At 64.2% G+C, this 26,326-nt stretch carries 27 protein-coding genes and 1 tRNA gene; 13 read left to right on the top strand and 15 right to left on the bottom strand.

Annotation, left to right across the window (positions count from 1 at the left end; translation table 11 throughout):
• Positions 1 to 152: 152 nt before the first annotated feature.
• From ACTHJ1_RS08220 to ACTHJ1_RS08210, 3 genes are all read right to left on the bottom strand, one after another.
• Positions 153 to 656 carry a peroxiredoxin gene (locus ACTHJ1_RS08220; protein ID WP_440190430.1) on the bottom strand — a complete coding sequence of 168 codons (504 nt, stop codon included), beginning with the start codon at positions 654 to 656 and terminating at the stop codon, positions 153 to 155.
• Between the two features lie 88 nt (positions 657 to 744).
• The gene (locus ACTHJ1_RS08215) at positions 745 to 1,629 is read right to left on the bottom strand and encodes a dienelactone hydrolase family protein (RefSeq protein ID WP_440190427.1); all 885 of its coding nucleotides are present in this window, start codon (positions 1,627 to 1,629) and stop codon (positions 745 to 747) included.
• A 54-nt stretch (positions 1,630 to 1,683) separates the two neighbouring features.
• Positions 1,684 to 5,163 (bottom strand): DUF748 domain-containing protein, encoded by a 3,480-nt coding sequence (locus tag ACTHJ1_RS08210; RefSeq protein WP_440190424.1) that lies wholly within the window; start codon positions 5,161 to 5,163, stop codon positions 1,684 to 1,686.
• Positions 5,164 to 5,304: 141 nt separating this feature from the next.
• On the opposite strand from ACTHJ1_RS08210, the gene moaC reads away from it, so the two are divergent.
• The 5 genes from moaC to ACTHJ1_RS08185 are packed head-to-tail and all read left to right on the top strand — an operon-like array spanning position 5,305 to position 8,290.
• On the top strand, positions 5,305 to 5,796 hold the full coding sequence (gene moaC, locus ACTHJ1_RS08205) for a cyclic pyranopterin monophosphate synthase MoaC (protein ID WP_440190421.1): 492 nt from the start codon (positions 5,305 to 5,307) through the stop codon (positions 5,794 to 5,796).
• Entirely contained in the window at positions 5,793 to 6,041 is a 249-nt protein-coding gene (locus ACTHJ1_RS08200; protein ID WP_440190418.1) for a MoaD/ThiS family protein, read from the top strand. Before moaC ends, ACTHJ1_RS08200 begins: the two co-directional genes overlap by 4 nt.
• 17 nt (positions 6,042 to 6,058) lie before the next feature.
• A complete protein-coding gene (locus tag ACTHJ1_RS08195; protein ID WP_440190415.1) occupies positions 6,059 to 6,538 on the top strand; it encodes a molybdenum cofactor biosynthesis protein MoaE in 480 nt (159 codons plus the stop codon).
• Positions 6,535 to 7,062 (top strand): molybdenum cofactor biosynthesis protein B, encoded by a 528-nt coding sequence (gene moaB, locus ACTHJ1_RS08190; protein WP_440190412.1) that lies wholly within the window; start codon positions 6,535 to 6,537, stop codon positions 7,060 to 7,062. Before ACTHJ1_RS08195 ends, moaB begins: the two co-directional genes overlap by 4 nt.
• 22 nt (positions 7,063 to 7,084) lie before the next feature.
• Positions 7,085 to 8,290: a molybdopterin molybdotransferase MoeA gene (locus ACTHJ1_RS08185; protein ID WP_440190409.1), complete on the top strand. Its 1,206-nt coding sequence runs from the start codon at positions 7,085 to 7,087 to the stop codon at positions 8,288 to 8,290.
• 34 nt (positions 8,291 to 8,324) lie between these two features.
• On the opposite strand, the gene ACTHJ1_RS08180 is transcribed toward ACTHJ1_RS08185, so the two are convergent.
• The 3 genes from ACTHJ1_RS08180 to ACTHJ1_RS08170 form a co-directional block, all read right to left on the bottom strand.
• On the bottom strand, positions 8,325 to 8,780 hold the full coding sequence (locus ACTHJ1_RS08180) for a universal stress protein (RefSeq protein WP_440190406.1): 456 nt from the start codon (positions 8,778 to 8,780) through the stop codon (positions 8,325 to 8,327).
• Between the two features lie 98 nt (positions 8,781 to 8,878).
• Positions 8,879 to 9,223, bottom strand: coding sequence for a TIGR01244 family sulfur transferase (locus ACTHJ1_RS08175; RefSeq protein ID WP_440190403.1), 345 nt, complete (start codon positions 9,221 to 9,223; stop codon positions 8,879 to 8,881).
• A gap of 115 nt (positions 9,224 to 9,338) precedes the next feature.
• Positions 9,339 to 10,736, bottom strand: a complete 1,398-nt coding sequence (locus ACTHJ1_RS08170) for a PLP-dependent aminotransferase family protein (RefSeq protein ID WP_440190492.1) — start codon at positions 10,734 to 10,736, stop codon at positions 9,339 to 9,341.
• A 176-nt stretch (positions 10,737 to 10,912) separates the two neighbouring features.
• On the opposite strand from ACTHJ1_RS08170, the gene ACTHJ1_RS08165 reads away from it, so the two are divergent.
• Complete coding sequence (locus tag ACTHJ1_RS08165) at positions 10,913 to 11,551, top strand: LysE family translocator (RefSeq protein WP_440190400.1); 639 nt, start codon at positions 10,913 to 10,915, stop codon at positions 11,549 to 11,551.
• Positions 11,552 to 11,575: 24 nt separating this feature from the next.
• On the opposite strand, the gene ACTHJ1_RS08160 is transcribed toward ACTHJ1_RS08165, so the two are convergent.
• Entirely contained in the window at positions 11,576 to 12,271 is a 696-nt protein-coding gene (locus ACTHJ1_RS08160) for an LrgB family protein (protein ID WP_440190489.1), read from the bottom strand.
• A 2-nt stretch (positions 12,272 to 12,273) separates the two neighbouring features.
• On the bottom strand, positions 12,274 to 12,675 hold the full coding sequence (locus ACTHJ1_RS08155) for a CidA/LrgA family protein (RefSeq protein ID WP_440190397.1): 402 nt from the start codon (positions 12,673 to 12,675) through the stop codon (positions 12,274 to 12,276).
• Between the two features lie 160 nt (positions 12,676 to 12,835).
• On the opposite strand from ACTHJ1_RS08155, the gene ACTHJ1_RS08150 reads away from it, so the two are divergent.
• Complete coding sequence (locus tag ACTHJ1_RS08150; protein ID WP_440190394.1) at positions 12,836 to 13,732, top strand: LysR family transcriptional regulator; 897 nt, start codon at positions 12,836 to 12,838, stop codon at positions 13,730 to 13,732.
• Here the strand turns inward: ACTHJ1_RS08150 and ACTHJ1_RS08145 are convergent.
• Complete coding sequence (locus tag ACTHJ1_RS08145) at positions 13,710 to 14,501, bottom strand: ChbG/HpnK family deacetylase (RefSeq protein ID WP_440190391.1); 792 nt, start codon at positions 14,499 to 14,501, stop codon at positions 13,710 to 13,712. The two genes, ACTHJ1_RS08150 and ACTHJ1_RS08145, sit on opposite strands and share 23 nt — an antisense overlap.
• Positions 14,502 to 14,573: 72 nt before the next feature.
• Between ACTHJ1_RS08145 and ACTHJ1_RS08140 the strand changes: the two genes are divergently transcribed.
• A complete protein-coding gene (locus ACTHJ1_RS08140; RefSeq protein ID WP_440190388.1) occupies positions 14,574 to 14,969 on the top strand; it encodes a GtrA family protein in 396 nt (131 codons plus the stop codon).
• On the opposite strand, the gene ACTHJ1_RS08135 is transcribed toward ACTHJ1_RS08140, so the two are convergent.
• Both ACTHJ1_RS08135 and ACTHJ1_RS08130 read right to left on the bottom strand, forming a co-directional pair.
• A complete protein-coding gene (locus ACTHJ1_RS08135; protein ID WP_440190385.1) occupies positions 14,929 to 16,521 on the bottom strand; it encodes an ArnT family glycosyltransferase in 1,593 nt (530 codons plus the stop codon). The two genes, ACTHJ1_RS08140 and ACTHJ1_RS08135, sit on opposite strands and share 41 nt — an antisense overlap.
• Before the next feature lie 16 nt (positions 16,522 to 16,537).
• Complete coding sequence (locus tag ACTHJ1_RS08130; RefSeq protein WP_440190486.1) at positions 16,538 to 17,608, bottom strand: glycosyltransferase family 2 protein; 1,071 nt, start codon at positions 17,606 to 17,608, stop codon at positions 16,538 to 16,540.
• A gap of 274 nt (positions 17,609 to 17,882) precedes the next feature.
• On the opposite strand from ACTHJ1_RS08130, the gene ACTHJ1_RS08125 reads away from it, so the two are divergent.
• Complete coding sequence (locus ACTHJ1_RS08125) at positions 17,883 to 19,562, top strand: glycosyltransferase family 39 protein (RefSeq protein WP_440190382.1); 1,680 nt, start codon at positions 17,883 to 17,885, stop codon at positions 19,560 to 19,562.
• Between the two features lie 62 nt (positions 19,563 to 19,624).
• Here ACTHJ1_RS08125 and ACTHJ1_RS08120 read toward each other — a convergent pair whose 3' ends face one another.
• Both ACTHJ1_RS08120 and ACTHJ1_RS08115 read right to left on the bottom strand, forming a co-directional pair.
• The gene (locus ACTHJ1_RS08120) at positions 19,625 to 20,806 is read right to left on the bottom strand and encodes a pyridoxal-phosphate-dependent aminotransferase family protein (RefSeq protein WP_440190379.1); all 1,182 of its coding nucleotides are present in this window, start codon (positions 20,804 to 20,806) and stop codon (positions 19,625 to 19,627) included.
• Positions 20,807 to 20,928: 122 nt separating this feature from the next.
• The gene (locus ACTHJ1_RS08115; protein WP_440190376.1) at positions 20,929 to 21,375 is read right to left on the bottom strand and encodes a MarR family winged helix-turn-helix transcriptional regulator; all 447 of its coding nucleotides are present in this window, start codon (positions 21,373 to 21,375) and stop codon (positions 20,929 to 20,931) included.
• 101 nt (positions 21,376 to 21,476) lie between these two features.
• Here ACTHJ1_RS08115 and ACTHJ1_RS08110 point away from each other — a divergent pair, with 101 nt between their 5' ends.
• The 4 genes from ACTHJ1_RS08110 to ACTHJ1_RS08095 all read left to right on the top strand — a co-directional run bounded on the left by ACTHJ1_RS08110 (position 21,477) and on the right by ACTHJ1_RS08095 (position 25,281).
• On the top strand, positions 21,477 to 23,006 hold the full coding sequence (locus ACTHJ1_RS08110) for a DHA2 family efflux MFS transporter permease subunit (RefSeq protein ID WP_440190373.1): 1,530 nt from the start codon (positions 21,477 to 21,479) through the stop codon (positions 23,004 to 23,006).
• A 94-nt stretch (positions 23,007 to 23,100) separates the two neighbouring features.
• Positions 23,101 to 23,826, top strand: a complete 726-nt coding sequence (locus ACTHJ1_RS08105) for an aspartate/glutamate racemase family protein (RefSeq protein ID WP_440190370.1) — start codon at positions 23,101 to 23,103, stop codon at positions 23,824 to 23,826.
• Between the two features lie 183 nt (positions 23,827 to 24,009).
• Positions 24,010 to 24,573 carry a lipid IV(A) palmitoyltransferase PagP gene (pagP, locus tag ACTHJ1_RS08100; RefSeq protein WP_440190367.1) on the top strand — a complete coding sequence of 188 codons (564 nt, stop codon included), beginning with the start codon at positions 24,010 to 24,012 and terminating at the stop codon, positions 24,571 to 24,573.
• Positions 24,574 to 24,795: 222 nt separating this feature from the next.
• Complete coding sequence (locus tag ACTHJ1_RS08095) at positions 24,796 to 25,281, top strand: DUF2846 domain-containing protein (RefSeq protein ID WP_440190364.1); 486 nt, start codon at positions 24,796 to 24,798, stop codon at positions 25,279 to 25,281.
• Positions 25,282 to 25,437: 156 nt separating this feature from the next.
• Here ACTHJ1_RS08095 and ACTHJ1_RS08090 read toward each other — a convergent pair.
• Positions 25,438 to 25,512, bottom strand: a tRNA-Val gene (locus ACTHJ1_RS08090).
• Between the two features lie 81 nt (positions 25,513 to 25,593).
• The gene (gene dnaQ, locus ACTHJ1_RS08085; protein ID WP_440190361.1) at positions 25,594 to 26,325 is read right to left on the bottom strand and encodes a DNA polymerase III subunit epsilon; all 732 of its coding nucleotides are present in this window, start codon (positions 26,323 to 26,325) and stop codon (positions 25,594 to 25,596) included.
• Between the last annotated feature and the right edge of the window lies 1 nt (position 26,326).

Raw genomic sequence — 26,326 nt, 5'->3', positions numbered from 1 at the left:
CCGGAGACAGAAAGGCAAACCGCCCGCGCGGTCGATGCCACGCGGGCGGCAATGCGATTTATGTCGCAAAGCGACCCCACACCGCTCCGTCGGCTCGCTGCCCCCGAGAAGCAGGCTGTGTCTGCCTTGGAACGGCCCGAGGGAAAACAAGATCAGGCCTGCGACAACAGCGTGTCGACGTCGCTGACCTCGAACTTGCCGGCAGCTTCGACGTTCAGCGTTTTCACCACGCCGTTCTCGATCAGGGCCGAGTAGCGCTGCGAACGCACACCCATGCCGCGTTCGGTCAGATCCATGTCCAGGCCCAGCGCACGGGTCCAGACGGCGCCGCCGTCGGCCATCATGCGCACCTTGCCGGCAGCCTTCTGCTCGCGACCCCAGGCGCCCATGACGAAGGCATCGTTGACGGACACGCACCAGATTTCGTCCACGCCCTTGGCGCGCAGCGCGTCGGCCTTGGCGATGTAACCCGGCAGATGCTTGGCCGAACAGGTGGGCGTGAAAGCGCCCGGCACGGCGAAGAGCGCGATCTTCTTGCCCTTGACCAGGTCGGCCACCTGGAAGGCATTGGGGCCGACGGCGCAAGCGCCCGATTCGGTGTCGAAATATTCGGTCAGGGTGCCGTTGGGCAGGCTGTCGCCGACTTTGATGGTCATGCTTTTCTCCAGGGTGAATTCACAAGGCAGCCGAGGCTGCACGAACGCGTCATCATAGTCCGGCTCGAACCGGGTTGCATGGCAGGATTCAATTCAATCCATGACTGGCGAACCAGTCGATGGCGCGCCTCCAGGCGAGTTCGGCATCGGCTTTGTTGTAGCTGGGACGATAGTCGGCGTGAAAGCCGTGACCGGCATCGGGATAGACGTCGATGCGGCAGGCCTTGTCCATTGGTGTGCCGTTCGCCAGGGCCGCGCGCATCTGGTCGATGGCGCTCATGGAAATGCCGGCGTCCTTGCCACCGTAGGCGCCCAGCACCGGCACCCTTACCTTGTCGACCTGGCTCAGCACCGAGGCGGGCTGTAGCGCAGTAGGCGCGCCCCCCAGCGGGCCGTAAAAAACGGCGGCGGCCTTCAGATTCGGGTTGTGCATGGCATACAGCCAGACTTGGCGACCGCCCCAGCAAAAGCCGATGATGCCCATTTTTGCGGCTGCGCCGCCCTGAGTGAGCGCCCATTTGGCCGTCGCGTCCAGATCGGCAGCCACCTGCGCGTCGGAGGCCTTGTCCACGACCTCGGAGCGCAGCGAGGCCATGTCGGTGTACTTGGCCGGATCGCCGTAGCGCGCGAACAGTTCGGGCGCCACGGCCAGGTAGCCCAGGTGCGCGAGGCGGCGGCAGACGTCCTGCACGTATTCATGCACGCCGAAAATTTCCTCGACGACCAGGATGACGGGCAGGTTCTTCTTGCGAGCCGGCGCTGCGCGATAGGCCGGCATGTGGCCGTCGGCCGTGGGAATCTGCACCATGCCGGCGGTCAGGCCGGTCGCGTCGGTGTGGATGGCCGTCTGCGCCGCGGCATGGCCGGCGGCAAGCGTGAAACCCGCGCCCACGCCGGTGGCGATGAAACCGCGGCGCGACAGTTTCAAAGGCGGCAGCAGACTGTCGAGCTGGGAATCCTGGATGTCCTGCATGTCGATGCTCCGGGGTCGGGTGCCTGCGCAATATTGCTTTTGCCGCCGCATATTTCAGTGCAGGGAAAAATCCACGCGAGTCGCCGCGCCGCCGCCTTCGATGCCGTCGGCATCGAGCTTGGGAGCGACGAGAAAGATACGGTCGGTCAGGTCAGGCGCCGCTTCCAGCAGTTGCTCGTAAACCGCCTGGGCTCGCGCTTCGGCAAGGTTGCGCAAACGCTTTTTGTCTTGGGGCGCGGCCTGCATCAGCAACGCGTTCATCTGGTCGGGCGGCAATGACTTGGCCATGCCGATGAAATTGCGCGGCTTGTCCTTGATCTTCGTGTCGCTGTAGACCTTTTCCAGATACTTGGCGCGGTCGGCGGCGGTCAGCGAGATGGTCGCAGGATCGGGCGCCTTGCCGTGCACTGCCATGTCTTTGGCCTTGAGCGCGCGCATCCGGTCGTCCACCCAGCCCTGGCGGTCGGCCTGCGGGTCTGCGCGGCCGATGATGTCCATCTGCAGCGCGGGCCTGTCCTTCAGCGCCTTGACCAGCGTGGCGATGCTGGCCTTTGCCTTGTCATCGAGCGTTGCGCTGCCGGGGGCGAAATCGATATGCGACAGGTCTTGGCCGCTGCCGCCGAACGCGGCGGCCAGCAACTTGAAAGGCGAGGTCACCGCCTTGACCAGCGTGTTCACGATGACACGCACGATGATGCCGCCTACCGAGAACTGCGGATCGTCCAGCGAGCCCGAGATGGGCAGGTCGATGTCGATATTGCCGTTTCCATCCTTGAGCAGCGCCACGGCCAACAGCACCGGCAGCTTGAGTGCGTCGGGGCTGTTGGACTGTTTGCCGAACGTGAGCTGATTGAGCAGCACCTTGTTGCTGGCCTGCAGCGCGCGGTCCTTGATCTGGTAGTGCAGATCGACCGACAGCTTGCCACGCCGAATGGCATAACCCACGTACTTGGACGAATAAGTGGTGAACTTGGGCAGATCCACGCCCTTGGCCGAAGCCTTGATGTCCAACGCCAGATACTTGGAGAATGGTTGCACCGTGCCCGATATCGACAGGGGCGCCGTGCCGTACACCCGGCCGGTGACGCTGACCTTGGCCGGCGTGGGCCGGACCGACGACACGGCCGAGAGCGAGCCGTCGATCGACGACAGCTCGGCGCGGTAGTTGGGCCGAACGAAATGATCGTTGAAGGTCATGCGGCCGCGCCTGAGCGTGACGCTGTCTATCGAAATATCCGGCTCCTCGCCGGCGGGCCTGGTCTCGTGCTTTGGCGCCGTCTCGGGCTTGGCCTGCGGCGCGTGTGCGGCACTGCTGCGCGTCTGCGTATCTTGCGTGATGGAACCGGCAGCGGTGCCCTTCTCCACCATCAGGTCCATGACGTTCAGGCGCGCCTTGTTGTCGAGCAGGATGTTGCCGTAGAAATCTTCCAGCAGAATATCGCCCAGCCCAAGGCCGAGTCTGCCGCCCGCCATCGAGATGTGCATCTTGCTCAGACCCAGGTGTTTCCAGCTGAGGAACTCGGCCTTGTTGACGCGGTCTTCGAGGTTCAGATCGCCGACGTCCACGGCCCCCGTCCAGTCCACACGCATGGGGGCTTTGCCGTGCGCCGCCGCGAACTCGACGTCGCCGCGCGCGCCCACGACCACGCTGCGCACCGTGGCGTTCAGGCTGGATGCGACGAACGGCGCCAGCGAAGCCGCGTCGAATCTGGTCAGATCGACCGACGTCTTGAGCGACAGCGGCTGCGGCACCAGCGAGCCCTTGAGCGCCAGCGTGCCCTGTTTCTGGATGCCGTCGGCCTGCACGGTGAAATTCGTCGGCTTGCCGTCCAGTGCCAGCCGATCTGCCGCCGCGGACAGGGCCGCGACGGACAGATCCACCGCAGGCTTGACGCTCTCGTCGCGCGCGGCCAGGCTGCGCACGCCGAGTTTCACGTCACGCGCCTGCACCAGCGAACCGGCCACGTCGACTTTGCCTTCGAGATCGAGCCGGCCGTGCTGCAAGGCAATGGGCGCGAAGCGATGCAACGCCGCCGCGAAAGGCGCCAGGGCCAGATTGCCCAACTGGATCTGCGCCTTCACCGACAAGGGCTGCATCACCACGGGCGCCTTGGCCCGCAGCCAGCTGCCGTCGCGCACGTTGTCCATGTTCAGCCACACATGCATGGGTTGGCCCGCGACCTGCGGCACGGCAACGTTCTCGGCCTCCAGTGCCAGACCGCTCAATGGATAATCCAGACCCATCGGATCGTCGCGCAGCCGGATCTCGCCGTTCTTGAGTTTGACGTCGGCGACGGAGATTTTCCAGGCTGACGATTCGCCGGTGGCCCCCGCGGCAGACCGGGACGCGGCGCCACCGGCCGGCTCGTCCGCCGGCGACGCGGCGGCCTGGACACCGGTCGCGGCATCCGCCTTGGCATCGGCCTTCGCCGCGGCCGGCTGAGCCGCCGACCCGGGCTGATCGCCCAACGCGGCAAAGCCGTTGACCACGCGCTGCCAGTTCAGCTCGCGCGCATCGCGATGCACCTGAACGTCGGGCCCCGACAGCGTCACCTCGCCGACCGAAGCCGTCTTCGCATCCAGGTCCACGGCGACGCGCTCGAAGCGCAGATCGTCCCAGGACAGCAGCGGCGCGCCCGCCGCCTCGCTTACGTCGAGCTGGCGCAGACCCACGTCGCCCTGCACGCGAATGCGCGGCGCGGCGTGCGCCGGCTGCTCGAACCGCACCTGCAAATTGGAGTCGAGCAGCGCGTGATCGATCTTGATGGGCAGAGGCCGCGACATGGGCCAGAAATCGGCCCACTTCTCCAGCGCCAGTCCGGAGAAAACCACGTTCAGCGTCGATGCGGGCACCTTGTCGAAAGGCCGAGCCGTGCCGCTCAGGTCGAAGGGGCTGCCATTGATGCGCAGGTGCACCTTGGGTTGCACATTGATGTGCGTGGCGTAGCCGAACGACGAAAGGAAGGGCACGCCCAGCGTGATCTGGTCGACCACCTGCCGGCGGCCGGTGACGTGGTCGTCCAGGCTGACCACACCGCCGGTCAGCGACATATTGTTCAGGGAAAACCGCGGCAGCCCCGTCTTGGCCGGCTTGGCTTGCGCAGGCGCATCGGCCGACATACTGGCCAGTCGGTCGACGATGTCTGAAAAATTGAAGTGCGAGGCGTCCTGCCGAACCAGCCTGACCGTGGGCTGGTCGATGCGGATCATGTCGATCACCGGCGCGAACATCACGATGGACCGCCAGGCTGCGCTCAGGTCGATCTCGCCTACCTGCAGGAGCGGCGCCTCGTCGGGCCGGCCGATGGCGAGCTGGTGTGCGCGCAGCGTCAGGGTGAACGGATTGAAACTGATCTTGCCGACCGTCACCTGGCGGCCCAACAGCTGGGAGACGTTGTGGGTCAACGCATTGCGCGTGAGCTTGGGCACCTGCCAGGCAGCCAACGCGGCCAGCACCAGCAGCGCCAGCACGATGCCCAGCAGCATTTTGCACGTTCGTCGGCTGCATTTCAGAACCGGCATCCGCCACCGCATTACACGCACTCCCACCAGATTTCGCGCCCCGTACCGGGGATGTCGCCGCCATGCAGACCATGGCTTCGGCCCTTATTATCGCCGGCCGGCTCCGCGCTCGTCTATCATAGGCTTTCGCCCTTTATCCGCCGGTTTTTATTCATGACAGCCTCCCTTCCGACGCTCAGCCACCTGGACGAATCCGGCCAGATCCGCATGGTCGACGTCGGCGCCAAAGCCGACACAGAACGGGTCGCCGTTGCCAGCGGCCGAGTACGCATGAACGCACACGCCTACGGCCTGCTCGCCGCTCCCGGGCAAAGCAAGGGCGAGGTCCTGAACACCGCCCGCGTCGCGGCGGTGCTGGCCGCCAAGCGCTGCGCCGACCTCATCCCCCTGTGCCATAGCCTGCCGCTGGCTTTCGTGGGCGTGGAGTTCAGCCTGGTCGACGCCGAACACCTCGTCGAGGTGCGCGCCACCTGCCGCACCCAGTACAAAACCGGCGTCGAGATGGAAGCCATGACGGCCTGCAGCGTCGCGGCGCTCACGATCTACGATATGTGCAAGGCTGCCGACAAGGGTATCGTTATCGAAGACATCCGCCTGGAATACAAATCGGGCGGCAAGAGCGGCGAATGGCGCAGACAGCCATGAACACGACCATCAATCTTCTTTATTTCGCCCGCGTGGCAGAACTGGTGGGCAAGCGCGCCGAGACCTGGCCGCTGGCCGTCGATACCACCGGCGAACATCTGCTTGCGCAGTTGCGCGCGCGCTATCCGCGCCTGGCTCAGGCCCAGCGTCTGCGCCTGGCCGTCAACCAGGAGCATGCCGCCCTGGCGGCGCGCGTGCAGCCCGGCGACGAGGTCGCGATCTTCGAGCCCGTGACCGGCGGCTGACAGAACGGAGCCGAATCATGATCATCGTCCAGGAAGCCGATTTCGACGGCGCGGCGCTGATGCGCGCAATGCGCGAGCAGGTGGGCAGCCAGGCCGGCGCCCTCGTCACCTTCACAGGCTATGTGCGCGACTACGCGCCCGACGAACCGACGCAGACGCTGACGCTCGAGCACTATCCCGGCATGTGCGAGCGCGAGCTCGAAGACATTGCCGCCACCGCACGCAGGCGCTGGAATCTCGCGGGCACCGTCATCGCCCATCGCGTCGGCGTCCTGCACCGCGAAGCGCAGATCGTATTCGTCGCGGCAGCCAGCGCACATCGCGGCGACGCCTTCCGCGGCTGCGAATACATGATCGACGCCCTCAAAACTCGGGCGCCCTTCTGGAAGCGTGAAACCTTGGCCTCGGGCAAGCAGTTCTGGGTCGAGCAGCGCCAAACCGACGAGGCGCGCACCGACGCCTGGAACCACAAAGAAAACCTCAAGGAAACACCATGAGCAGCCACACCGACGAAGCCAATTCGCTTGCATGCGCCGTCCTCACGGTGAGCGACCGGCGCACCGCGGGCGACGACACCTCGGGCAATCTGCTGGCCGAGCATGTGGCCCGAGCAGGCCACGTATGCGCCCGACGCGAGATCGTGCGCGACGACATCTATCAGATCCGCCGCATAATCAGCGACTGGATCGCCGACCCGCAGGTTCAGGTCATCCTCACCACCGGCGGCACCGGCTTCTCGCACAAAGACTCCGTGCCCGAGGCACTCATGCCCTTGTTCGACAAAGAAATCGACGGCTTCGGCGAACTGTTCCGCCAATTTTCGTTCGAGGAAATCGGCAGCTCCGCCATCCAGTCGCGTGCGCTGGCCGGCTATGCCAACGACACCGTGATCTTCTGCATGCCGGGCTCCAACCACGCCTGCGAAATGGCCTGGTCGCGCATCATCCGCGAGCAGCTGGACAGCCGGCACAAGCCTTGCAACTTCGCCGCTCACCTGAACCGCGCCCGCTCCGCGGCCTGACACACCGACCTGTTTGCGATCCATGCTCGAATTCGACGAGGCCCAGTCCCGGCTCACCGAGGCCGCCCCCTTACCCACGCGCGCAGAGACCGTCGCCCTGGCTCAGGCCGCGGGTCGCGTGCTTGCCGTCGACCTGACGGCCACGGTCGACCTGCCGCCCGCGGACAACAGCGCCATGGACGGCTACGCGCTGCGCCACGCCGATTACCGGCCCGGCACGGCGATGCCCATCCAGCAGCGCAGCTATGCGGGCGAACAGCCTCAGCCGCTCGTCGCCGGCCAGGCCACGCGCCTGTTCACCGGCAGCCTGATACCGCAAGGCGCCGACACCGTCGTCATGCAGGAAGACACACGCGAAGCCGACGGCATGGTCGAGATCGCCGTGGCGCCTCAGGCCGGACAGCACGTGCGCAGGCAGGGCGAAGACGTACGCGCCGGCACGCCGCTGCTGCCGGCCGGCACGCTGCTGCAAGCCGCACACATCGCGCTCCTGGCGTCGCAAGGCCTGGACAAAATCGAGGTCTACCCGCGCCTGCGCGTGGGCGTTCTCACGACGGGCGACGAATTGGCCATGCCCGGCCAGGCGCGCGAGGCCGGCCACGTCTACAACTCCAACGGCCCCATGCTGACCGCCCTGGCGCATGGGCTGGGCGCGGACGTGGTTCAGGTGCGGCACGCTCGCGACGACGCCGCCGATCTGCAGACTGCCTTGCGAGATCTGCAGGCCGATTGCGATCTCATCATCAGCGTGGGCGGGGTGTCGGTGGGCGACCACGATCTGGTCAAACCGGCCATCGAATCGCTCGGCGGCGAGCTGGCGCTTTGGAAGGTGCGCATGAAACCGGGCAAACCGGTGGCCATGGCACGACTAGACGGCAAATTGATCGTCTGCCTGCCGGGCAATCCGGTGTCGGCCTATGCGGTATTCGCGGTGCTGGTCTCGCCCATGATCCGCCGCATGCAAGGCCGCTCGCGCATTTATCCGCAAGTCATGCGCGCCGCGCTGCGCACGGAAAAAACCCGCCAGGACAGCCGCGAGGAGTTCTTACGGGTGCAATACCACCCGCTGGCGAACGGGCTCGCCGATGTGGCGCCTTTCAGCAATCAGAGCTCGGGCGTGATCAGCTCTTTGCCCTGGTGCGATGGCCTGGCGCGCCTGCCGGCCGGCATCCCCGTCCGAGACGGGGACATCGTGAGCTACTACGACTTGAAGCACTGGCTGGCGTGAGCGCCGCTCGCGTCGCGCAGGCGGCGCTCCGCGTTCATTCCTTGACGTGGAACACCAGCGTTGCCACGCGCGACAGGCTAAGCACCTTGACCGTAACGCTGCCCAGCAGCAGACGCGACAAACCGCTGCGGCCATGGCTGCCGATGAAGATCAGATCGCAATGCTCGTCCGCCGCGGCCTGCACGATACCGTCGGCCACATTGAAGTTGGACACGGCGCGCGTCGTCACCTTCACGCCTGCGGTCTGAGCGCGGTCGCTGACGGCTTTGAGATATTTCGCGCCTTGCTCGGCCGCGGCTTTCTCGTAGTCTTCGTCGGTAATCGCATAGGCGGCCGCCATGCCGTCGAATCCGATCGTGGCTGCGAAAGGCTGGGTGACGTGCAACGCCACGACCTCTGCTCCGACGGATCGCGCAAAGATAATGCCGGCGTTGGCCGCCTGACAGGACAGCGGAGAACCGTCAGTGGGAATCAGGATTTTCTTGAACATGGCCTCGCTCCTTCCTAGAGGTAGTGATCTCATGCTAACGGAAAAAATCGCCGATCGTCATGACTTGCATCAAATTGCGGCGTCGACGCGGGACGGCCTCAGCTCAGCTGCTGTGCATTGGCGTACAGATTGGCGCAGCGCGTGCCGCTGCGGCAATAGGCCAGGACAGGACTGGGCAGCGTGCGCAGCAGTTCGGCGAAACGGGTCACGTCGTCCATGGTCATGGCGCCGCTGACCACGGGCTGGTATTGCACCGCCAATCCCAGCGCCTCGGCGGCGTGGGCCACGTCGGCCGCGGTAGGCTGGTCGGGCCCGCCTTCGTAATCGGGCCGGTTGATGATGACGCTCTTGTACCCGGCCGCAGCAACCTCGGCCATATCTTCGGGCGTGAGTTGGGGCGCAACGGCGAAAGTCGGGGAAAGCGGACGGATGGCAGCGGACATGATGGGCTTCCTGAAAAACGGTCGAATAATGGGAAAAGTATATGCCGGTCGGCGCGCGCCGCCGACCGGCGACACCGAGTTCGCGAACGGCCAGAGTCCGATTACGCGAAAGACCCTAGCCCGAGCGCCCGCGCTGCAACACCGCCAGTTCGCGCCACATCTTGGCGTCGTCTTCCATGGTCACGGCAAAACGCAGAAACGTCGAAGGCGTCTGCGAAGGCGAGAACAGCGTACCCGGCACCAGCAGCATGCCGCGCCCGGCCGCCTCGCGCGCCACGGCCTCCGAATCTCGGCCGCAATCGGCCAGAATGAATATTCCCGCATAGGGTTCGTGCGGTACGGCAAAGCCAAGCTTGAGCAGGCCTTTGACGCAACGCTCGCGCGCCTCGTCCACGCGCTGGCGCACGCGCTCGACATGGCGGCGATACTGCCCCTCCATCAGTACGCGATGCACCACGCGCTCACCCACCTCGCACGAGGTGAGCCCGGCCAGCAGCTTCAGATCCGTGAGCTGCTGCACCGTGTCGGGATCGGCTGCCACGTAGCCCACCCGCAAGCTGGCCGCCAGCATCTTCGAAAAGCCGCCCACCATGATGACGCGCTTGAACCGGTCGAGCTCGGCCAGCGTGATAGCGCGGCCCGGATGCAGTTCGCCATACGTGACGTCCTCTACCACCCGGAAGTCGTGCCGTTCGGCCACGCGCAGGACGTCGTAGGCCGCGCCGGCCGACAGCGTATGCCCTGTGGGATTGTGCACGGCGCTGTTGATGATGAAAAGCTTGGGCTTGTGTTCGGCGGCCGCTTTCTCGAGCCAGGCGATATCGGGCCCATGCGGGCCGCGCGGCACGCCGATCAGCCGCACGCCCATCGCGGCCAGGCGGCCGAAGATCACGAACCACCCCGGGTCTTCGACCAGCACGGTGTCGCCCGGCTGCACGAAATGGCGCACCACCAGATCCAGCCCGTGCGTGACGCCGTTGGTGGTGAGCAGGTTGCGTTCCGGGTGGACGGCCAGCCCTCGCTCATGCAGCAGGGCGGCGATCTGCTGCCGCAGGGGTTCGTAACCCTGCGGATGGCCGTATGCCAGCAGATTCGTGCGCGCCGAGCGGCCCACGGCGCGCACGGCGGCCGCCACCATCTCGGGATCCAACCAGTCTGCCGGCAGCAGGCCCATGCTGCTCGGCGCACCGAACGACGCGCCGGAGTTGAACAGGCTGCGCAGCAGCCAGGCATGGTCGATGCGCGCGGGCGCCTGCAGGCCGGCCGGCGCAGGCTGATGCGCCTGGCGCGTGCGCGCCTTGACGAAAAAGCCGGCGCCGCGGCGCGACTGCAGCAGGCCGCGCGCCACCAGGCGGTCGTAGGCTTCGACCACGGTGAAACGGCTCACTCCGGCCTGCTCGGCCATCTTGCGTATCGACGGCAGGCGCGTACCGGGGCGCAAGCCCTGATCGTCGATGCGGCGGGCCAGATCGTCGGTCAATTGACTGACGAGAGTGGCATCGGCTTCGCGCACCGGCTGCCAACCGGCAGCGGGCATGGCGGCTTGAACTGTCATGGTGTTTCTACCGGGCCAGTTATGAAAATGAGACGGTAAAGTGTATCGGTACTGTACCGTCAACTATGCCTACAGTGGCAGAAATCGCCCGTCCGGGCAAGCCCCGAATCTGCTCACCATGCGAGCGCTGCGCCATGCACCTTTCCCCGCTTTCTTTGCCGCTGATCTCTCCCGTCCTGCTGGGCCCGCTGCTCCTGTTCATTCTGGTCAGCTCGATCACGCCCGGCCCCAACAACGCCATGCTGGCTTCATCGGGCCTGACTTTCGGCATGCAGCGCAGCGTGCCTCACCTGCTGGGTGTGAGCCTGGGCTTCGCGCTGATGGTGCTGCTGGTGGGCCTGGGCCTGGGCGCGGTGTTCACGCGCGAGCCCTTGGTGTATCAAGTCCTGAAATATCTGGGCGCCGCCTATCTGCTGTATCTGGCCTGGAAGATCGCCAACTCCGGTTCCATGCAGGACAGCCGGACCCGCACGCGCCCCTTCACATTCCTGCAGGCCGCGATGTTCCAGTGGGTCAACCCCAAGGCCTGGGTCATGGCCGTGGGCATCGTCGCCACCTATACGCCGCAGCAGGGCTTCTTCGGCAATCTGGTGATCGCCACCCTGGCCTGCATCGTCATCAATCTGCCGTGCGTAGGCCTTTGGGTGCTGTTCGGCAGCACGCTGCGCCGCTGGCTGCACAAGCCCGGCATCGTGCGCGGCTTCAATGTCTCGATGGCCTTGCTGCTCGTGGCGTCGCTCTATCCGGTGGCGCTGCAACTGGCGGGCCGCTGAGTCGGCGCGAGCTGCGCATCCGGGTCAAAGCGACATCACGGCATAGACCACGTAAGGCGTGACCAGCACATTGAATATGCCGGCCATCACCATGACCAGGCCGGCTACCGCGCCTTCCTCGTCTGCGAGCTCCCGGGCCTTGGCGGTGCCGGCGCCCTGCGCCCCCATGCCGAACAGCGCACCGCGCGCCAGCGACGAGCGCAGCGGCAGCCAGGCGCGCAGCCACTGACCTATGCTGGCGCCCAGCACGCCGGTGATGATCACGAACACGGCCGTCAGATCGGGCGCGCCCCCCACGTGCGACGACACGGCCATGGCAAAGGGCGTGCCCACCGAACGCGGCAGCAGACTCAGGCGCAGCCCCGTGGGCAACCCGAGCAGCGCGCCCAGCAGCCAGGCGCTTGCGCCGGCGATCACGCTGCCCACCACGATCCCTGCCGCCAGGATGGGCCAGTAGCGCAAAATCAGGGCACGCTGCTCGTACAGCGGCAGGGCGAAAGCCACGAGCACGGGGCCCAGCATCAGCAGCAGCCAATGCGATCCCAGCATGTAATCGCGGTAGCCCGCGTGAAGATAGACCGCCAGCCCCAGTAGCAACGCCGGGGCCATGATCAGGGTGGATGTCCAAAAGCACGGGCGGCGGCTGTACAGCCAGCGCGCCAGGACATAGACCAGCACCGTCGCCGCCGGCCAGAAATAAAGGTCGATTTCCGGGCGCATGATCAAGCGGTTTGCCGGTTCATCCAGCGATAGCCCAAATCAATGGTCAGCGCGGTGCCCACCATGACCATCGCCGTGCCGGCCACGATGGTTGCCAGCACCTTGAACCCCAGCAGGCTCAGGAGCTCGTGATGGTCGAGCAGGGACATCACCGACGGCACGAAGAAAAGCAGCATTTCGCCCAACAGCCAGTTGGCGCCGCGGCGCACCGCCTGCACCTGCAATTTGCCGCTAACCAGCAGGCCCAGCACGAGAATCAGGCCGACGATGCCTCCCGGAACCGGCAACCCCAGCGCACCGGCGATTTCCTGCCCCGCCAGCGAGAACAGCATCAGCAACCCTATCTGCAGCAATTTGCTGTGCCGCAGCATGCTGCGCAAAACAATGGGACGGAAATAGGTCATGGCGGACTCCTGTGTTGCAAGCTCGAGGGGCTTGAGTCCATTTGTACGCTCGTATTGATTATAGATAAAATGAATTATTAGAATGAAAGTTATGCCATATAAGAATAGTCTCGGGATTGAATCCGGATTTTCTGCCGCATTGCAGCATGGAGCTTGGCTTATGGAATTGCGCACACTGCGCGCCCTGGTAGAAGTTGTCCGCCAGGGCGGCTTCTCCCAGGCAGCCCGTGTGGTTTTCGCCACACAGCCCACCGTCAGCAAGGCGGTAAAGCAACTGGAGGACGAGCTTCAGATGGTCTTGCTGGACCGCCAGTCTCAGCCTCCCAGGCTTACCCAGGCCGGAGAGGTCGTGTACCGCCGAGCGCTCACCATGCTGGCCGAATGCGACGACCTGAAGACCGAGCTCGACGAGATCCGCGGCCTCAAACGCGGCATCCTGCGGCTGGGCCTGCCGCCTCTGGGCAGCAGATCCCTGTTCGCCCCGCTCTTTGCCCGCTTTCGCAGCCGCTATCCCACCGTCGAGATCCGTCTCATCGAACACGGCAGCCGGCGCCTGGAAGAGATGATCATAGCCGGCGAACTCGAACTTGCCGCCTCGCTCACCCCCGTGCCGACAGCCTTCGAGTGGCAGCCGGTGGCGCGCGAACCGCTTGTGGCCTTGTTGCCGCCCGACCATCCGCACCCCGGTGCGATGCACGTGAACCTGTGGCAGCTGCGGCAATCGCCCTTCATTCTTTTCGATGAAGGCTTCGCGCTGAATCGCCTGCTCGAAGATGCCTGGAGACAGGCCGGCATCACCCCTACCGTAGCCGCGCGCAGCGGCCAGATCGACTTCATGATCGCTTTGGTGGCCGCAGGCCTGGGCGTGGCTTTCCTGCCCCGGCTGGAATTGCAGGCGCGCTCGATCGGCGGCGTCGCCTGCGTGCCGCTGGTGGAACCGGGAACCGATTGGGAGTTGGGCCTGATCTGGCGCCGCGGCGGCTACCTGTCGCACGCGGCCCAGGCCTGGCTCGCTCTGGCGCGAGAACTGCGCCCTAGCGCGTCGGCTCGGGCCTGATACGGCTCAAGCGCTCGACCCGCAATCCGCTCGCGCTCAGCCAGCGGGGCATGTCTTCGCTCGACAGCACCTCGAACTCGGCGGCGCGCTGCTGCATGAGCGCATCGCCCTCGCCCGACGCCACAGCATGGGCAGGATGGCACATCATCAGGTCGCCGTCCCGGGCCGCATCGAACCAGCGGCCCAGCAACTGCGCATAATGCTCGGCCCCGCCGCTCAGGCCGTAGACCCCCAGGAAACGCTCGTTACTGCGCCACCCGCGCCGGCGCACGGCGCGACTCAAGGCATGCCCGCCCAATGCGCCGATAACCTGCGCCTTGAACGCATTGGCCAGCCCGACACCCGGCTGCGACCGAGGCAGGGTGCAGCGCAGCCAGGGCTTGCGCGCGCCATAGCGGCGCTCCAGCATTTCGATTACCCGCGACAGCACGCCGGGCAGCTGATGTACGTGCTGATGGCCGTCCAGGTAGGCGGGCGCCGCGCCGTAGATACGCTCGAAGGCATCGAGCTGGCGCTCAAGATGACCGTTCACCCAGGCCGGCGCAAGCCGTGCCGTGTAGGCCCGGCCTATCAAGGTTTTCAAGGCAACGGCCGGCGCCTGCCCGCCCACGCCTTCGGTCAGATCGAAATGCAGCCCCGCGTCGACGTCCATCTCGCGCAAGGCCGCGGCGTGCTCGGCAAAAGAAGGGCCCAGCGACATGCAGCTCGCCGCACCCAGGCGGCCGGCCCGAGCCAAATCCAGGATGCCCGCGTCGATGGCGCGATTCATGCCAAAATCGTCGGCGCATATAACAATGCGGCGCAGCAAACCCTGCCCGTTTTCCCGGTTTTCCACGCTTCGATGCTTCCGCTGTTAAAACAACTCTTCTGGTTCGTCACCGTCGGCTGCGCCGCGGCGGCCACACACTGGACCACCGCCGTGCTGCTCGTCAAATTCGGCGGCCTGTCGCCCGTGCTGGCTAACGTCGGCGGCTGGCTGGTGTCTTTCTGGGTGTCGTTTTCCGGTCATTACTTTCTGACCTTCCGGCACACCAAGGTTGCACTGCTACCGGCCGTGCGGCGCTTCTTCCTGGTCTCGGCCTCGGGCTTCGTCATCAACGAAGCCGCCTACGCCTGGCTGCTGCACGCAACCCAACTGCCCTACTACGTGTCGCTGGCGGCCGTGCTGCTGGGCATGGCCGTCCTGACCTTCATCGTCAGCCGGCTGTGGGCGTTCCGCCACAAACCCGTTGCTTGAACGCCGCGTCGGCATCGAGCAGCCACAATACATTTCTCCTGGTCGACGCCGCAGACTTGATGCCCGTCAGAAGCGCATAGCGGTTCTCGTCGCCATGGCCACCCAGGATCCAGTAGCGCGCTCCGACCGGACCCGCACAAACGCGCCGCTTCCATTCCTGCTGCGAAATCAGCACCTGCACAGTCGGATCGAACTCTGAGGCGTCGAGCAGTTCCTTGCGCCAGTTATCGGTGCGTAGAATGCTCGGATCGCTCCAATTATCGACTACCCAGGCCGTTTGCTTGTAGTGTGCATAGAACTGCAGGTCGAAACCATATTCATGCAGCATGACGAGCGTATCGCCCGGCTTCGCCTCCTGGCGCATGACCTCGCCCAGCGGTTTGGCGCTGCGACTGAAGGTGCTGATCGCGGCGATCACCAGCGTGAGCAGGCACAAGCCCACGGCTGTCGCAAATGTGATCGAGGCCCGCCGGCCAAAGCGCATCGACGCTGCGCCGTCGCGCTCGATCGTTTCGCGCACTCGCTCGGCCAGCAGGAAGGCCAAAGGCGGCAGCGCCGGCAAGATATAGCCTATGAGCTTGGACGCCGGAATCGAGAAGAACACTAGCACCACCAGCCCCCAGATGGCCATGAGCCGGCGTATGCCCTTGGGGTCGCGTTCGGCGTTCCAGAAAGGCCGGCGGAACAGGCCCAGGCCCCACAGCGTCCAGGGCAGCGCAGTGACGATCAGAACCGGCACGTAGAACACGATGGGCTCCTGATTATTGAAGCCCGAATCCAGAAAACGCTGAAAGTGCTGATAGACGAAGAAATAATGAAAGAAGCCCGGATAGCGCGCCTGCATCGCCACGCACCAGGGCAAGGCCACCACGGCGAAGGCCAGGAGCGTCGCCGGCCGCAGCAGGGCAAGCATGCCCTTGCCGTCGCGCCGCATCAGCAGCCAGAAGAACAGCACGCCTCCCGGCAAGACCGGACCGATCAAGCCCTTGGCCAGGAAGGCCAGGCCGGCCAACGCGCCCATGAGTGCAGACATGGCGCGCCAGGGCCGTCCGTCGTCGCGCCGCATGATCGTCTCGGCGCCCGCCAGCACGGTGGCCGAGATCAGACCGGCCACCAGCATGTCCATATTGGCGAATTGCGCCGCGCCGAAAAACAGCGGCATGGTGGCCATGATGAGCACGGTGATACGCGCCGCAGCCACACCGTAGTTGCGGCGCACGAAGGCATAGGTCGCGAACAGCGCCAGCCAGGCGCCCAGCACCGACGGCAGGCGCACGGCCCACTCGCTCATGCCGAAGACGTGCATGCTGATCGCATCGAGCCAGTAGAACAGGGGCGGCTTGTGGAAATACGGCATGCCGTCCAGGAGCGGCGTGGAAATATCGCCATGGCGCAGCATGTCCCAGGCCACACCGGTATAGCGGCCCTCGTCGGGTAGCGTCAGCAGCCGTATCCAGTTGAGAAAGATCAGCCAGAAAGCGGCCAGGCCCAGCAGCACAGCGTCGCCAGACAGAAATCGGCGCGGCTGCGCGGGAGTCGTTGTGGAGCTCATAAGTTCATCAAAAGATTCAAGCCTGGCCGGACGCATCGCGGTTCGATGCGTCGGCCTGCGGTTCGCGGCGCGGTCGCGCCTGACCCAGGCGCTGCCCGGTGATAAAGATCGGCCGCCCCTTGACTTCGTCGAAGATGCGCGCCACGTATTCGCCCATCACGCCCAGCGAAAGCAGATTGACGCCCGAGAAAAACAGCAGCGCCGTCACGATGGTCGTCCAGCCGGAAGTCTGGTTGCCGTACAGCAGATATTGCGCCACGATGACCACACCGTAGATGATCGACATGACAGCAAAAAGCGCGCCCACCAGGCCCAAAAAACGCAGCGGCCAGGTCGTGAACGCCGTGATGCCGTCGGTGGCCAGCCCGAGCAGGCGCCAGAAGTTGAAGCTGCTGCTGCCGTGCAGGCGCTCCTTGGGCATATAAGGCATGGCCTCGGAACGAAAGCCCACCCAGGCGTAGAGCCCCTTCATGAAGCGCGTACGCTCGGGCAGGTTGACCAGCGCGTCGACCACCTTGCGGTCCATCAGGCGGAAATCGCCGGCGTGCGGCGGCACCCGCACGCGTCGCGTGCTGCCCAGCAGGCTGTAGAACATCTTCGTGCCGACCCGCTTGACCCAGCCTTCGTCGGTGCGGTCGCTGCGCACGGCATAGACCATGTCCACGCCTGCCTGCCAGCGCTGCAGCATCGGCGGGATCAGTTCCAGCGGGTGCTGCATATCGGCGTCCATGCTGATCGCCACATCGCCGGTGACTTCTTCCAGGCCCGCGGCAAGCGCCGCCTCTTTGCCGAAATTGCGCGACAACTGCACATAGCGTATGCCCGGGGTCTTGGCCCATTGCGCCATGAGCTCGGGGGTGGCGTCGGTGCTGCCGTCATCGACGACGATGATCTCCCATCCGTCGCACCATTGCTCCAGCAACGCGCTCAGCCGCGGCAGCAGCACTTTGAGATTCTCGGATTCGTTCAGACCGGGGACGACGCAACTGACCAGACCGCGCACGGGCGGGCGGCCGTCGACCGAACGGGGCGGCGCTGGAAAATCGGGCTCGGCGGCGCGCGGATCGAGGGGAGACGAGGTCAAGATTTCACCGAAAAGCAGAAAAGGCTTCGAAGTATGCACCAGGTAGGCGCCAGCCGTATCGAATTGCGGCGGAATCGACCTGCCTCGGGAGAGGTAACCACAGCCGCTCCTTTTATTCTCGCCGGGCCTGCCGCTAGGTTACCGTGAAAAACAGTGTGGGGATTGTGCCTCACCCCTGGGCGCAGAAAGTCGCAATTAATTGAAATTGCAATAAAATGCCAGATTCTATGCCCGCATTCGCTCTCGCTGTGCGGGCTTCTGGTTTTATCGAGACCCAATGCAGGAAAACTCCCACCTCCCGCGGCCGCTCACGTCATCTCAGCTATCGTCGGCCCGCAGCGTCTCGGCGCGAGGCGGGCGGCTGGCGTCCGTCTTTTCCCTCAACGCCCCGTCGCTGCAGCCGCTGGTCCTGCTGATCCTGGGCTTGAACCTGCTCTTCTGGGTCGCGCTTCCCAGCCTGCTCCTCTCCGGGCCGGACGCCGACAACATGGAAGAGCTGGTCTGGGGCAATGTGTTCCAGTGGGGCTATTACAAGCATCCGCCCTTGCCCTCCTGGGTGCACTTCACCTTGATGTCCGTCTTCGGACGTCATATCTGGATCACCTTCTTCGCCGCGCAGCTCAGCGTGGCGCTGGCGCTTTACTTCATCTGGCGCCTGGGCTGCGAACTCACCTCCCAGCGCAACGCGCTGCTTGCGGTGGTGCTGACGATGCCCATCGCCTACTTCACGACGCGCGGGGTGATGTCCAATCACAACACCCTCCAGCTGTGGTCGGTGGCGGGTTCGATCTGGATGCTCTACCGTGCCTGGCGCTATCAGCAGATGCGCGACTGGCTCCTGCTGGGCATGTTCGCGGGCTTTGCCACGCTGACCAAGTACAGCATCGCCGTGTGGTACCTGATATTCATCCTGCACCTGGCGTTGAGCGGCAGCCTGCGCAATGCGCGCACCTGGAAGGGCATGCTGGCGGGCACCGCCCTGTTGGTCGTCATGGTGATGCCGCACGCCATGTGGCTTTATCACATGAAATTCGTGCTGCACGATCCGGCCAACCCGCTGGACTACGCCGCCGGATCGGCCGACGTGTCGCAAATGACCCGCGCCGAAAACCTGCTGGACATGTGGTACGTGCTCACCACTACGCTGGCGCGCCTGGCTCCCATGCTGCTCGCCATGCTGGTCATCGCCGGCTTCATGCGCCGTGCGCGCAGCAAGCAGATCGTCCCGGCCCAATCGCCCGGCAGCAACATCGCCGCCCATCTGCGCCCCGAAGACCGCCGCTTCATTCTGCTGTTTGCCCTGATCCCCTTCGCCCTGACGTGCGTGGCGGCCTTCATTGCCGATACGCGCATGATCGCCGACTGGACCACCACCTACTTCCTCATGACGGGCCTCCTGACGTTCTGGCTCTATCGGGAAAACAGCGACCAGCGCCTGCTCAAGATCGCGCTTATCACGGTTCTGGTGATCCAGTTCCTGACCGCCGCCGGCTATGCGGTGGGCCGCGGTCCCCTGGCCAGCATCCTGGGCAAGCCCGGCCGCTCGAACTATCCCAGCCATGCCGTGGCCCAGGCCATGAAGCACGCGTGGTATTCGCACGCCCACGCGCCGCTGCACTTCATCACGGCCGACACCTGGCTGGGCGGCAACATCGCCATCCACGCCGGCAGGCAGGCACAAGTCCTGATCAACGGCGACCTGCACGACTCGCCCTGGGTCGACCCCCAGCAGCTCAAAGCCTGCGGCACGCTGGTGGCCATCGACATCAGCCCCGACGCGCCGGACGGCGTCACGCCCAAGGTCGCCGCCGCAATGAAAGCGGCCACCATGACGGGCGTGGTCAGCCTGCCCGCCACGCTCGATCCGAACGGCCCCATGATCACCCTCAAATGGGGCGTGGTGCCGCCGACGGGCGGATGCCGATACATCCCGCATACGCATCACTGGAAACAGTGAGCTTGTAGAAAAAAGGGCGCCAATATGTTGGCGCCCTTTTTTTCTGAACGGGCCCGCCGTCGCTACGCCGCCGTGCGCTCGCGCGCCAGATGCGCGATCGCGGCCTGAACGGCGCCCTCGCCATGGGGCATCCCGAGTTCTTTGAGCGCCAAGTCCAGCGTGGCCAGACAGCCCAGGATCATCGGCTCGTTGACGCTGCCCATGTGGCCGATGCGAAAGGTCGAGCCGCCCAGCTTGCCCAAGCCGCCGGCGATCATCAGGCCCAGCTTTTCGCGCGCGTGGGTGCGCAGGCGGTTCGGATCGATGCCTGCCGCGGTGCGTACCGTCGTCACCGTCACGGCGCGCTCGGACGCTGCGGGCACGTTGAACGCCATGGCGCCCGCCTGACTCCAGGCCTCCACGGCCTGATGCACGGCGCTGGACAGGATGCGCTGCGAGCGGAAGATCGCTTCCAGGCCACGCGCCTTGATCAGATCCAGCGCCTCGCGCAGCGCAAACATATGATGTTCGGGCATGGTGCCGCAGAACTTGGTGTAGTACTCGTCGCCGGTGCGGGTGTTCCAGTCCCAGTAGCGCTGATACCGCGGCGTGGCCAATGCAGTCTGCACGGCCTTGTCGTTGGCGGCCACGATGGCCAGGCCCGGAGGACACATCAGCGCCTTCTGCGACGCCGTGATCGCCACGTCCACGCCCCAGGCATCCATCTCGAAAGGCATGGCGCCCAGCGAAGCCACGGCGTCGGCCACCAGCAGCGCCGGGTGGCCGGCCGCATCCATCGCCTGGCGCACGGCGTGCACGTCGCAGCTCAGGCTGGTGGCGGTATCCACCTGCACGGCAAGCACCGCTTTGATGCGGCGCTCGGTGTCGCGGCGCAAGTGCTCTTCGATCCGCGCCGGGTCTATGCCCTGACGCCAATCGCCCTCGATGGTCTCGGTCTCGATGCCGAGCGCGCGGGCATGGTCCGCCCATTCATGGGCAAAATGACCCACCACCGGCACCAGCACCGTATCGCCCGGCGCACAGATATTGGCCAGCACCGCTTCCCAGCTGCCATGTCCGTTGCCTGCATAGATGAAGACATGCCCTTGTGTACGGAACAGGCCTTTGAGATCCTCGAAGCAGGACTTGGCGAGTTCTTTGAGTCTGTCGTCCACGAGATCCAGCGGCTGCCGGTTCATCGCGTTGAGCACCCGCTGGGGAATATGGGTGGGGCCAGGGGCGTGCAGAAATTCGCGGCCTATCATGATGCGGTTATCGGCAAGAGAGGTTGAGACGAAGCCGATGCGCAATCGCAGACGCCCGACATGCGGTGATCCTGCCCGAGAATGGTTGCGCAGGCAAATCGGCGGATTGCGCCGCGACCGCTTCAGTCCTCGGACTGGCTCGATGCCAGATTGCCGTGCACCTTGCCCAGCAACCGCAGCAAGGTCTCCCGCTCCGAGTCGCTCAGGCCCTGCATGGCCAGATCCGTGATCTCATCGCCCAGCGCCAGCGCCGGCCCCAGCGCGTCCTCGACTTTGTCGGTCACCTGCACCAGAAAAACACGCCGATCGTTGGGCGCCGGTACACGCTGCACCCAGCCCGCTTCCTGCATGCGGTCGAGCATGCGCGCCACGGTCATGGGCGTGACATCCAGCGTCTCGGCCAGCTTGGCCTGGCTCATGGGCCCAAGGGTGGAAAGATATAGCGCCACGCGGCACTGAGCCCGGCTCAGCACCAGACGCTGGCGTCCGCGCCGATCGAACTGGATACCCGCCAGCCGGGCGATGTCCGCGACCAGAAAACCGAAGCGCTTTTCGTAGGGGTAATGCATGGGATAAAATTTGATAAGCTTGCTTATTATAAGCTGCCTTATATTATAATTTTGCAGTGCCTCATCACGCAACCCCTGCCTGACCTTCGCAGCACCTCTTCATGCCTGCCGCCGACGCTCCTGCTCCCATCAACCGCGGCATGATCACGATTTCGATCATGCTTGCCACACTCATCCAGACCCTGGACAGCACGATCGCCAACGTGGCCCTGCCTCACATGCAAGGCACCCTCTCGGCCTCGCAGGACGAAATCACCTGGGTGCTCACCTCCTACATCGTGGCCGCTGCCATCGCCACTCCGCTCACCGGCTGGCTGGCCGCGCGCTACGGCACCACCCAGCTTCTATGCGCCTCGATCGCCGGCTTCACCGCGGCCTCGGTGCTGTGCGGCATTTCCGATTCGCTGGCGCAGATCGTCGCGGCGCGGCTGCTGCAGGGTCTGTTCGGGGCCTCGCTGGTGCCGCTGTCGCAGTCGATCCTGCTCAACATCAATCCTCCCAAAAAGCAGCCGCAGGCCATGGCGATCTGGGGCATGGGGGTGATGGTGGGGCCCATTCTCGGCCCCACGCTGGGCGGCTGGCTCACCGACAGCTACAACTGGCGATGGGTGTTCTTCATCAACCTGCCCATCGGCCTGCTGGCCCTGCTCGGTGTCATGACCTACATGCCGCGCATCAAGACCGGCGGGCGCACCGCGCTGGATCTCTTCGGCTTTGCCACGCTGTCGCTGTTCATCGGCGCGCTGCAGGCCATGCTCGACCGCGGCCAGCAAAAAGACTGGTTCAACTCCACCGAGATCCGCATCGAAGCCATCGTGGCTGTGGTGAGCCTCGTCTTCTTCCTCATCCACACCGCTACCGCCGGCGAACGCTCGTTCTTCCGCCCCGAGCTGCTCAAAGACCGCAACTTCGTCACCGGCAGCTGCTTCATCTTCATCATAGGCGCCATTCTGTATGCCACGCGTGCGCTGCTGCCGCCCATGCTGGAAAGCCTGATGGGCTACCCCGTGGCCACCACTGGCCTGGTCACGGCGCCCAGCGGCATCGGCACCATGATCGCCATGCTCTTCGTCGGCCGCCTGGTCGGCCGCATCGACGTGCGCACTCTGCTGCTGATCGGCGTGCTGATAGCGGGCTACTCGCTCTACCAGATGATGGGCTACACCCTGGTGCTGTCCGAAAGCGACATCGTCTGGCCCGGTGTGGTGCAGGGCGTGGGCCTGGGCCTGATCTTCGTGCCGCTCTCGGCCGTCAGCTTCACCACGCTCAAGCCCGAGCTACGTGCCTATGGCACGTCCATTTACAGCCTCATGCGCAACATCGGCAGCAGTATCGGCATCTCGATCGTGCAATCGGTGGTCACGCGCAACAGCCAGATCGCGCACGCGTCGCTGAACGAACATATAGGCCGCGGCGAAAGCGGCTGGCAGCAATATTTCGACCTGGCCAGCGCCGCCGGACGCGAGAGCGTCAACCGCATCGTCGACCAGCAGTCGTCGATGATCGCCTACCTCGACGCATTCAAGTTCATGTTCGTCGCCACGCTTTGCATCGTGCCGATGATCTTTCTCATCCGCAGCCACGGCGTCCATGGCGGCAAAGATGCCGCTGCGCATGCGGTGATGGATTGATTCGCAAATCAGCCGCCGCGCGATAGGTGCCTGTTGCCGCGTAAATTTCTTAAAATAAAATTTATTCCAAGCAAGACATGGCAGGATCACGCTTATGTCCAAACCGCTCACCGTCGGAATTGCCGCCTGCTCTTCGGAAGGCGCGGCGCTTTGCTACAGAACCGTCTGCGTTCGCGCTCCGCAATTTCTCGGCTCTCATGCCCATCCCGACGTCGTCCTGCATTCGTCTTCTCTCGCAGAATACGTCGATGCGCTGGACCGCAATGATCTGCCCGGCGTCGCGCGGTTGATGCTGCACTCCGCGCACCGCTTGGCGGCTGCCGGCGCCGATTTCGTGATCTGTCCCGACAACACCATACACGCCGCGTTTGCGCTGATGCGCGATGCCTCGCCGCTGCCTTGGCTGCATATCGCCGAGGTCGTTGCCGCCGAAGCGAAGCGGCGCGGCGTACGGCAGGCCGCCATACTGGGCACCACATGGCTGATGGCCAGCGATGTCTACCCGGGCGTGCTGAGCAAATTCGATATCCGCCACCTGGTCCCCGAAACGTCGGAACGCAATGAGATAGGCCGGATCATCATGAACGAACTCGTCAACGGCCTTCACAAACCGGCCTCGGTGCAATTTCTGCAGGACGTCATCGTGCGCATGCAGGAACGAGGCTGCGACGCCGTGATTCTCGGCTGCACAGAACTGCCGATTGTGCTGGACGATGCGAATTCTGCGCTGCCGACACTCGACTCCACCCGGCTGTTGGCCGATGCAGCGATCCAACACGCGATCTCACATCGCAACATCATGCGCGCTGCAACGCCATAAGCGCCTTCGATGTCTTCGAATCGGGACTGCGAGCGTGGGCAGCACCGGCAGTATCGCGGGCGGCCGCGGACGATGTCGCTTAGGCAAAATTTCGTTTCAATGAAACGCACTTTTTGCGCGGTCTCCGAGACACCATGGTCCAGTCTCATTCAATCACTCCATTCCGACGTGCAAAGACCTCCAATGGATGCAATCAAAAAGGCCCTGGCATGCGCCTGCGTGTCCTGGTCCACCCTGGCTTTCTGCTCGCCGGCCCGCGCCGACAACTTGTTCACGCAGTTCGGCAACGGCGTCGCCGATCGCTGGAACAGATCGATGGCCGGCCATGACGAGCTCTACCTACCGCTCGAAACCTGGCACAACCGCGCCATGTACTCCCGGCAGGCCATCGACCGCTTCAATGAGCGCCCTTGGGGCCTGGGCTTCGGCAAGGGCTACTACGACGACCGCGGCAACTGGCAGGGCTTCTATGCCATGGTCTTCAAGGACTCTCACATGAAGTGGGAACCGATCGCCGGCTACGGCTCCACCTGGGACTGGTATACCGCCGACCACAACTGGCACGTCGGCCTGGGCTATACGGCTTTTTTCACGGCGCGCGAAGACATCATGAATTACGTCCCGTTCCCGGGGATCCTGCCCCTGGTCTCGGCAGGCTATAAAAACTTCACCGTGCAAGGCACCTACGTTCCGGGTCGGCGCGGCACGGGCAATGTCGCCTTTTTCTGGGCGCGATATACCTTTTGATGCGCTGTCCGCATTTAGCGGCGTCATCCGACAGCGGCAGGCAGCCTAAACGCTCAAGAGAACCAGGTCCCTGCCAGCTCATTGAAATATTTATCGCCGAAGCTTGTCCCTTAATAAACCGCAAGATAATATTCCGCTGCATATCGTTACTATTACATAGCATTAAAGTAACAAGATATGTCAAATCTTGATCTCGGTCCAAAATTAAAAAGGAATAAAACTATGCGGGTTAAATTTGCCGTAGCTTTTGTAGCTTTATCACTCCTTGCCGGCTGCGCATCGGTGCCGATGGCCGATAACACAGCATCGAATCAAGCAAAGCAATTCAGTCCTCCTGGCGAAGGAAAAGCCGGACTTTATGTCTTTCGCGACGGCATCCTCGGATCCGCGCTCAAGCGCGCCGTCTATGTCGACGGAAAATGCCTCGGAGAGTCCGCGCCTCGTGTGTTCTTCCACACCGAGGTGGACGGTGACAAGACCCATATCCTCTCGACTCAATCCGAATTTTCACCCAACCAGTTGTCCCTCTACATGAAAGCCGGAATCAACTACTTTGTCCGGCAATACATCAAAATGGGCGTCCTGGTCGGCGGAGCCAATCTGGAATCAGTCAGCGACGAGGAAGGGAAAAAAGCGATCAGTCAGCTGAGCATGGCTGCAAATACGCCATGCGATCCCAAGCCGGATGAGCAAGCCGCCAAGAAATAGGCTGCACTGAGAAGGCACGGTTTCCCCGTGTCCAGGCCGATCGGTCACCCTTGATCAAAAGGGCTTGCTAGAACGAAATCGGCCTGTCCCATCCCACGCATCTGTGAAAATAAAAAAAGCCGGCATTTGCCGGCGATTTTTTCTTTGCGGGATTTTTGGTGGGCGGTACTGGTTTCGAACCAGTGACCCCTGCCGTGTGAAGGCAGTGCTCTACCACTGAGCTAACCGCCCGACAAAGAAGCGGAACTTTAGCACGCCAAACTCAAATTCACAAGCCGGCGCGGGGCGCACCGTCCGACAAACCTCGGCCCGCTACGCCGACTCGCCCTCGGGCGCCAGCGGCTCATAGGCCCGCCACACGGCCTTGCCGCCCGCCTTGTCCAGGTCTTTCAGATAGGCCGCGTGCGCGGCCAGCTCGTCGGCATCGGCGCCGACAACCGTCAGCACCGACGCGTCGAAAGCGCCCAGCGCCACAGCGCCCAGGCCCGAGCCGGATCCGGCATCGTCAGTGTCGATCAGCAGCGCGTCCTGGCCGCGCGTCATGGCCAACCAGACTTCGGCCAGCAGTTCCGAGTCGAGCAAGGCGCCGTGCAGGGTGCGGTGCGCATTGGAAATGCCGAAGCGGTCGCACAGCGCATCCAGCGAATTGCGCTTGCCCGGGAACATGGCGCGCGCATGCAGCAGCGAATCGGTGATGGCCTCGCAATACTGCGAGAGCTCGCCGCGCCCGATTTGATCGAGCTCGGCGTTGAAGAACTTCACATCGAAACTGGCGTTGTGCGCGATCAGTTCCGCCCCCTGGATGAAGGCGAGGAACTCGTCGGCCACATCGGCAAAGCGCGGTTTGTCGGACAGGAATTCGGAGGTCAGCCCATGCACGGCCAGCGCGCCCTCTTCGCTATCGCGATCTGGGTTGAGGTAGAAGTGCAGGGTCTTGCCGGTAAGCGAGCGATTGACCAGCTCGACGCAACCGATTTCGATTATGCGGTTGCCGTCCTCGACGCGCAGGCCTGTGGTTTCGGTGTCGAAGACGATTTGACGCATG

It is taken from the genome of Bordetella sp. (assembly GCF_051960075.1).
GTDB lineage: Bacteria > Pseudomonadota > Gammaproteobacteria > Burkholderiales > Burkholderiaceae_B > Bordetella.
This window is presented reverse-complemented; position numbering and strand designations above follow the sequence as displayed.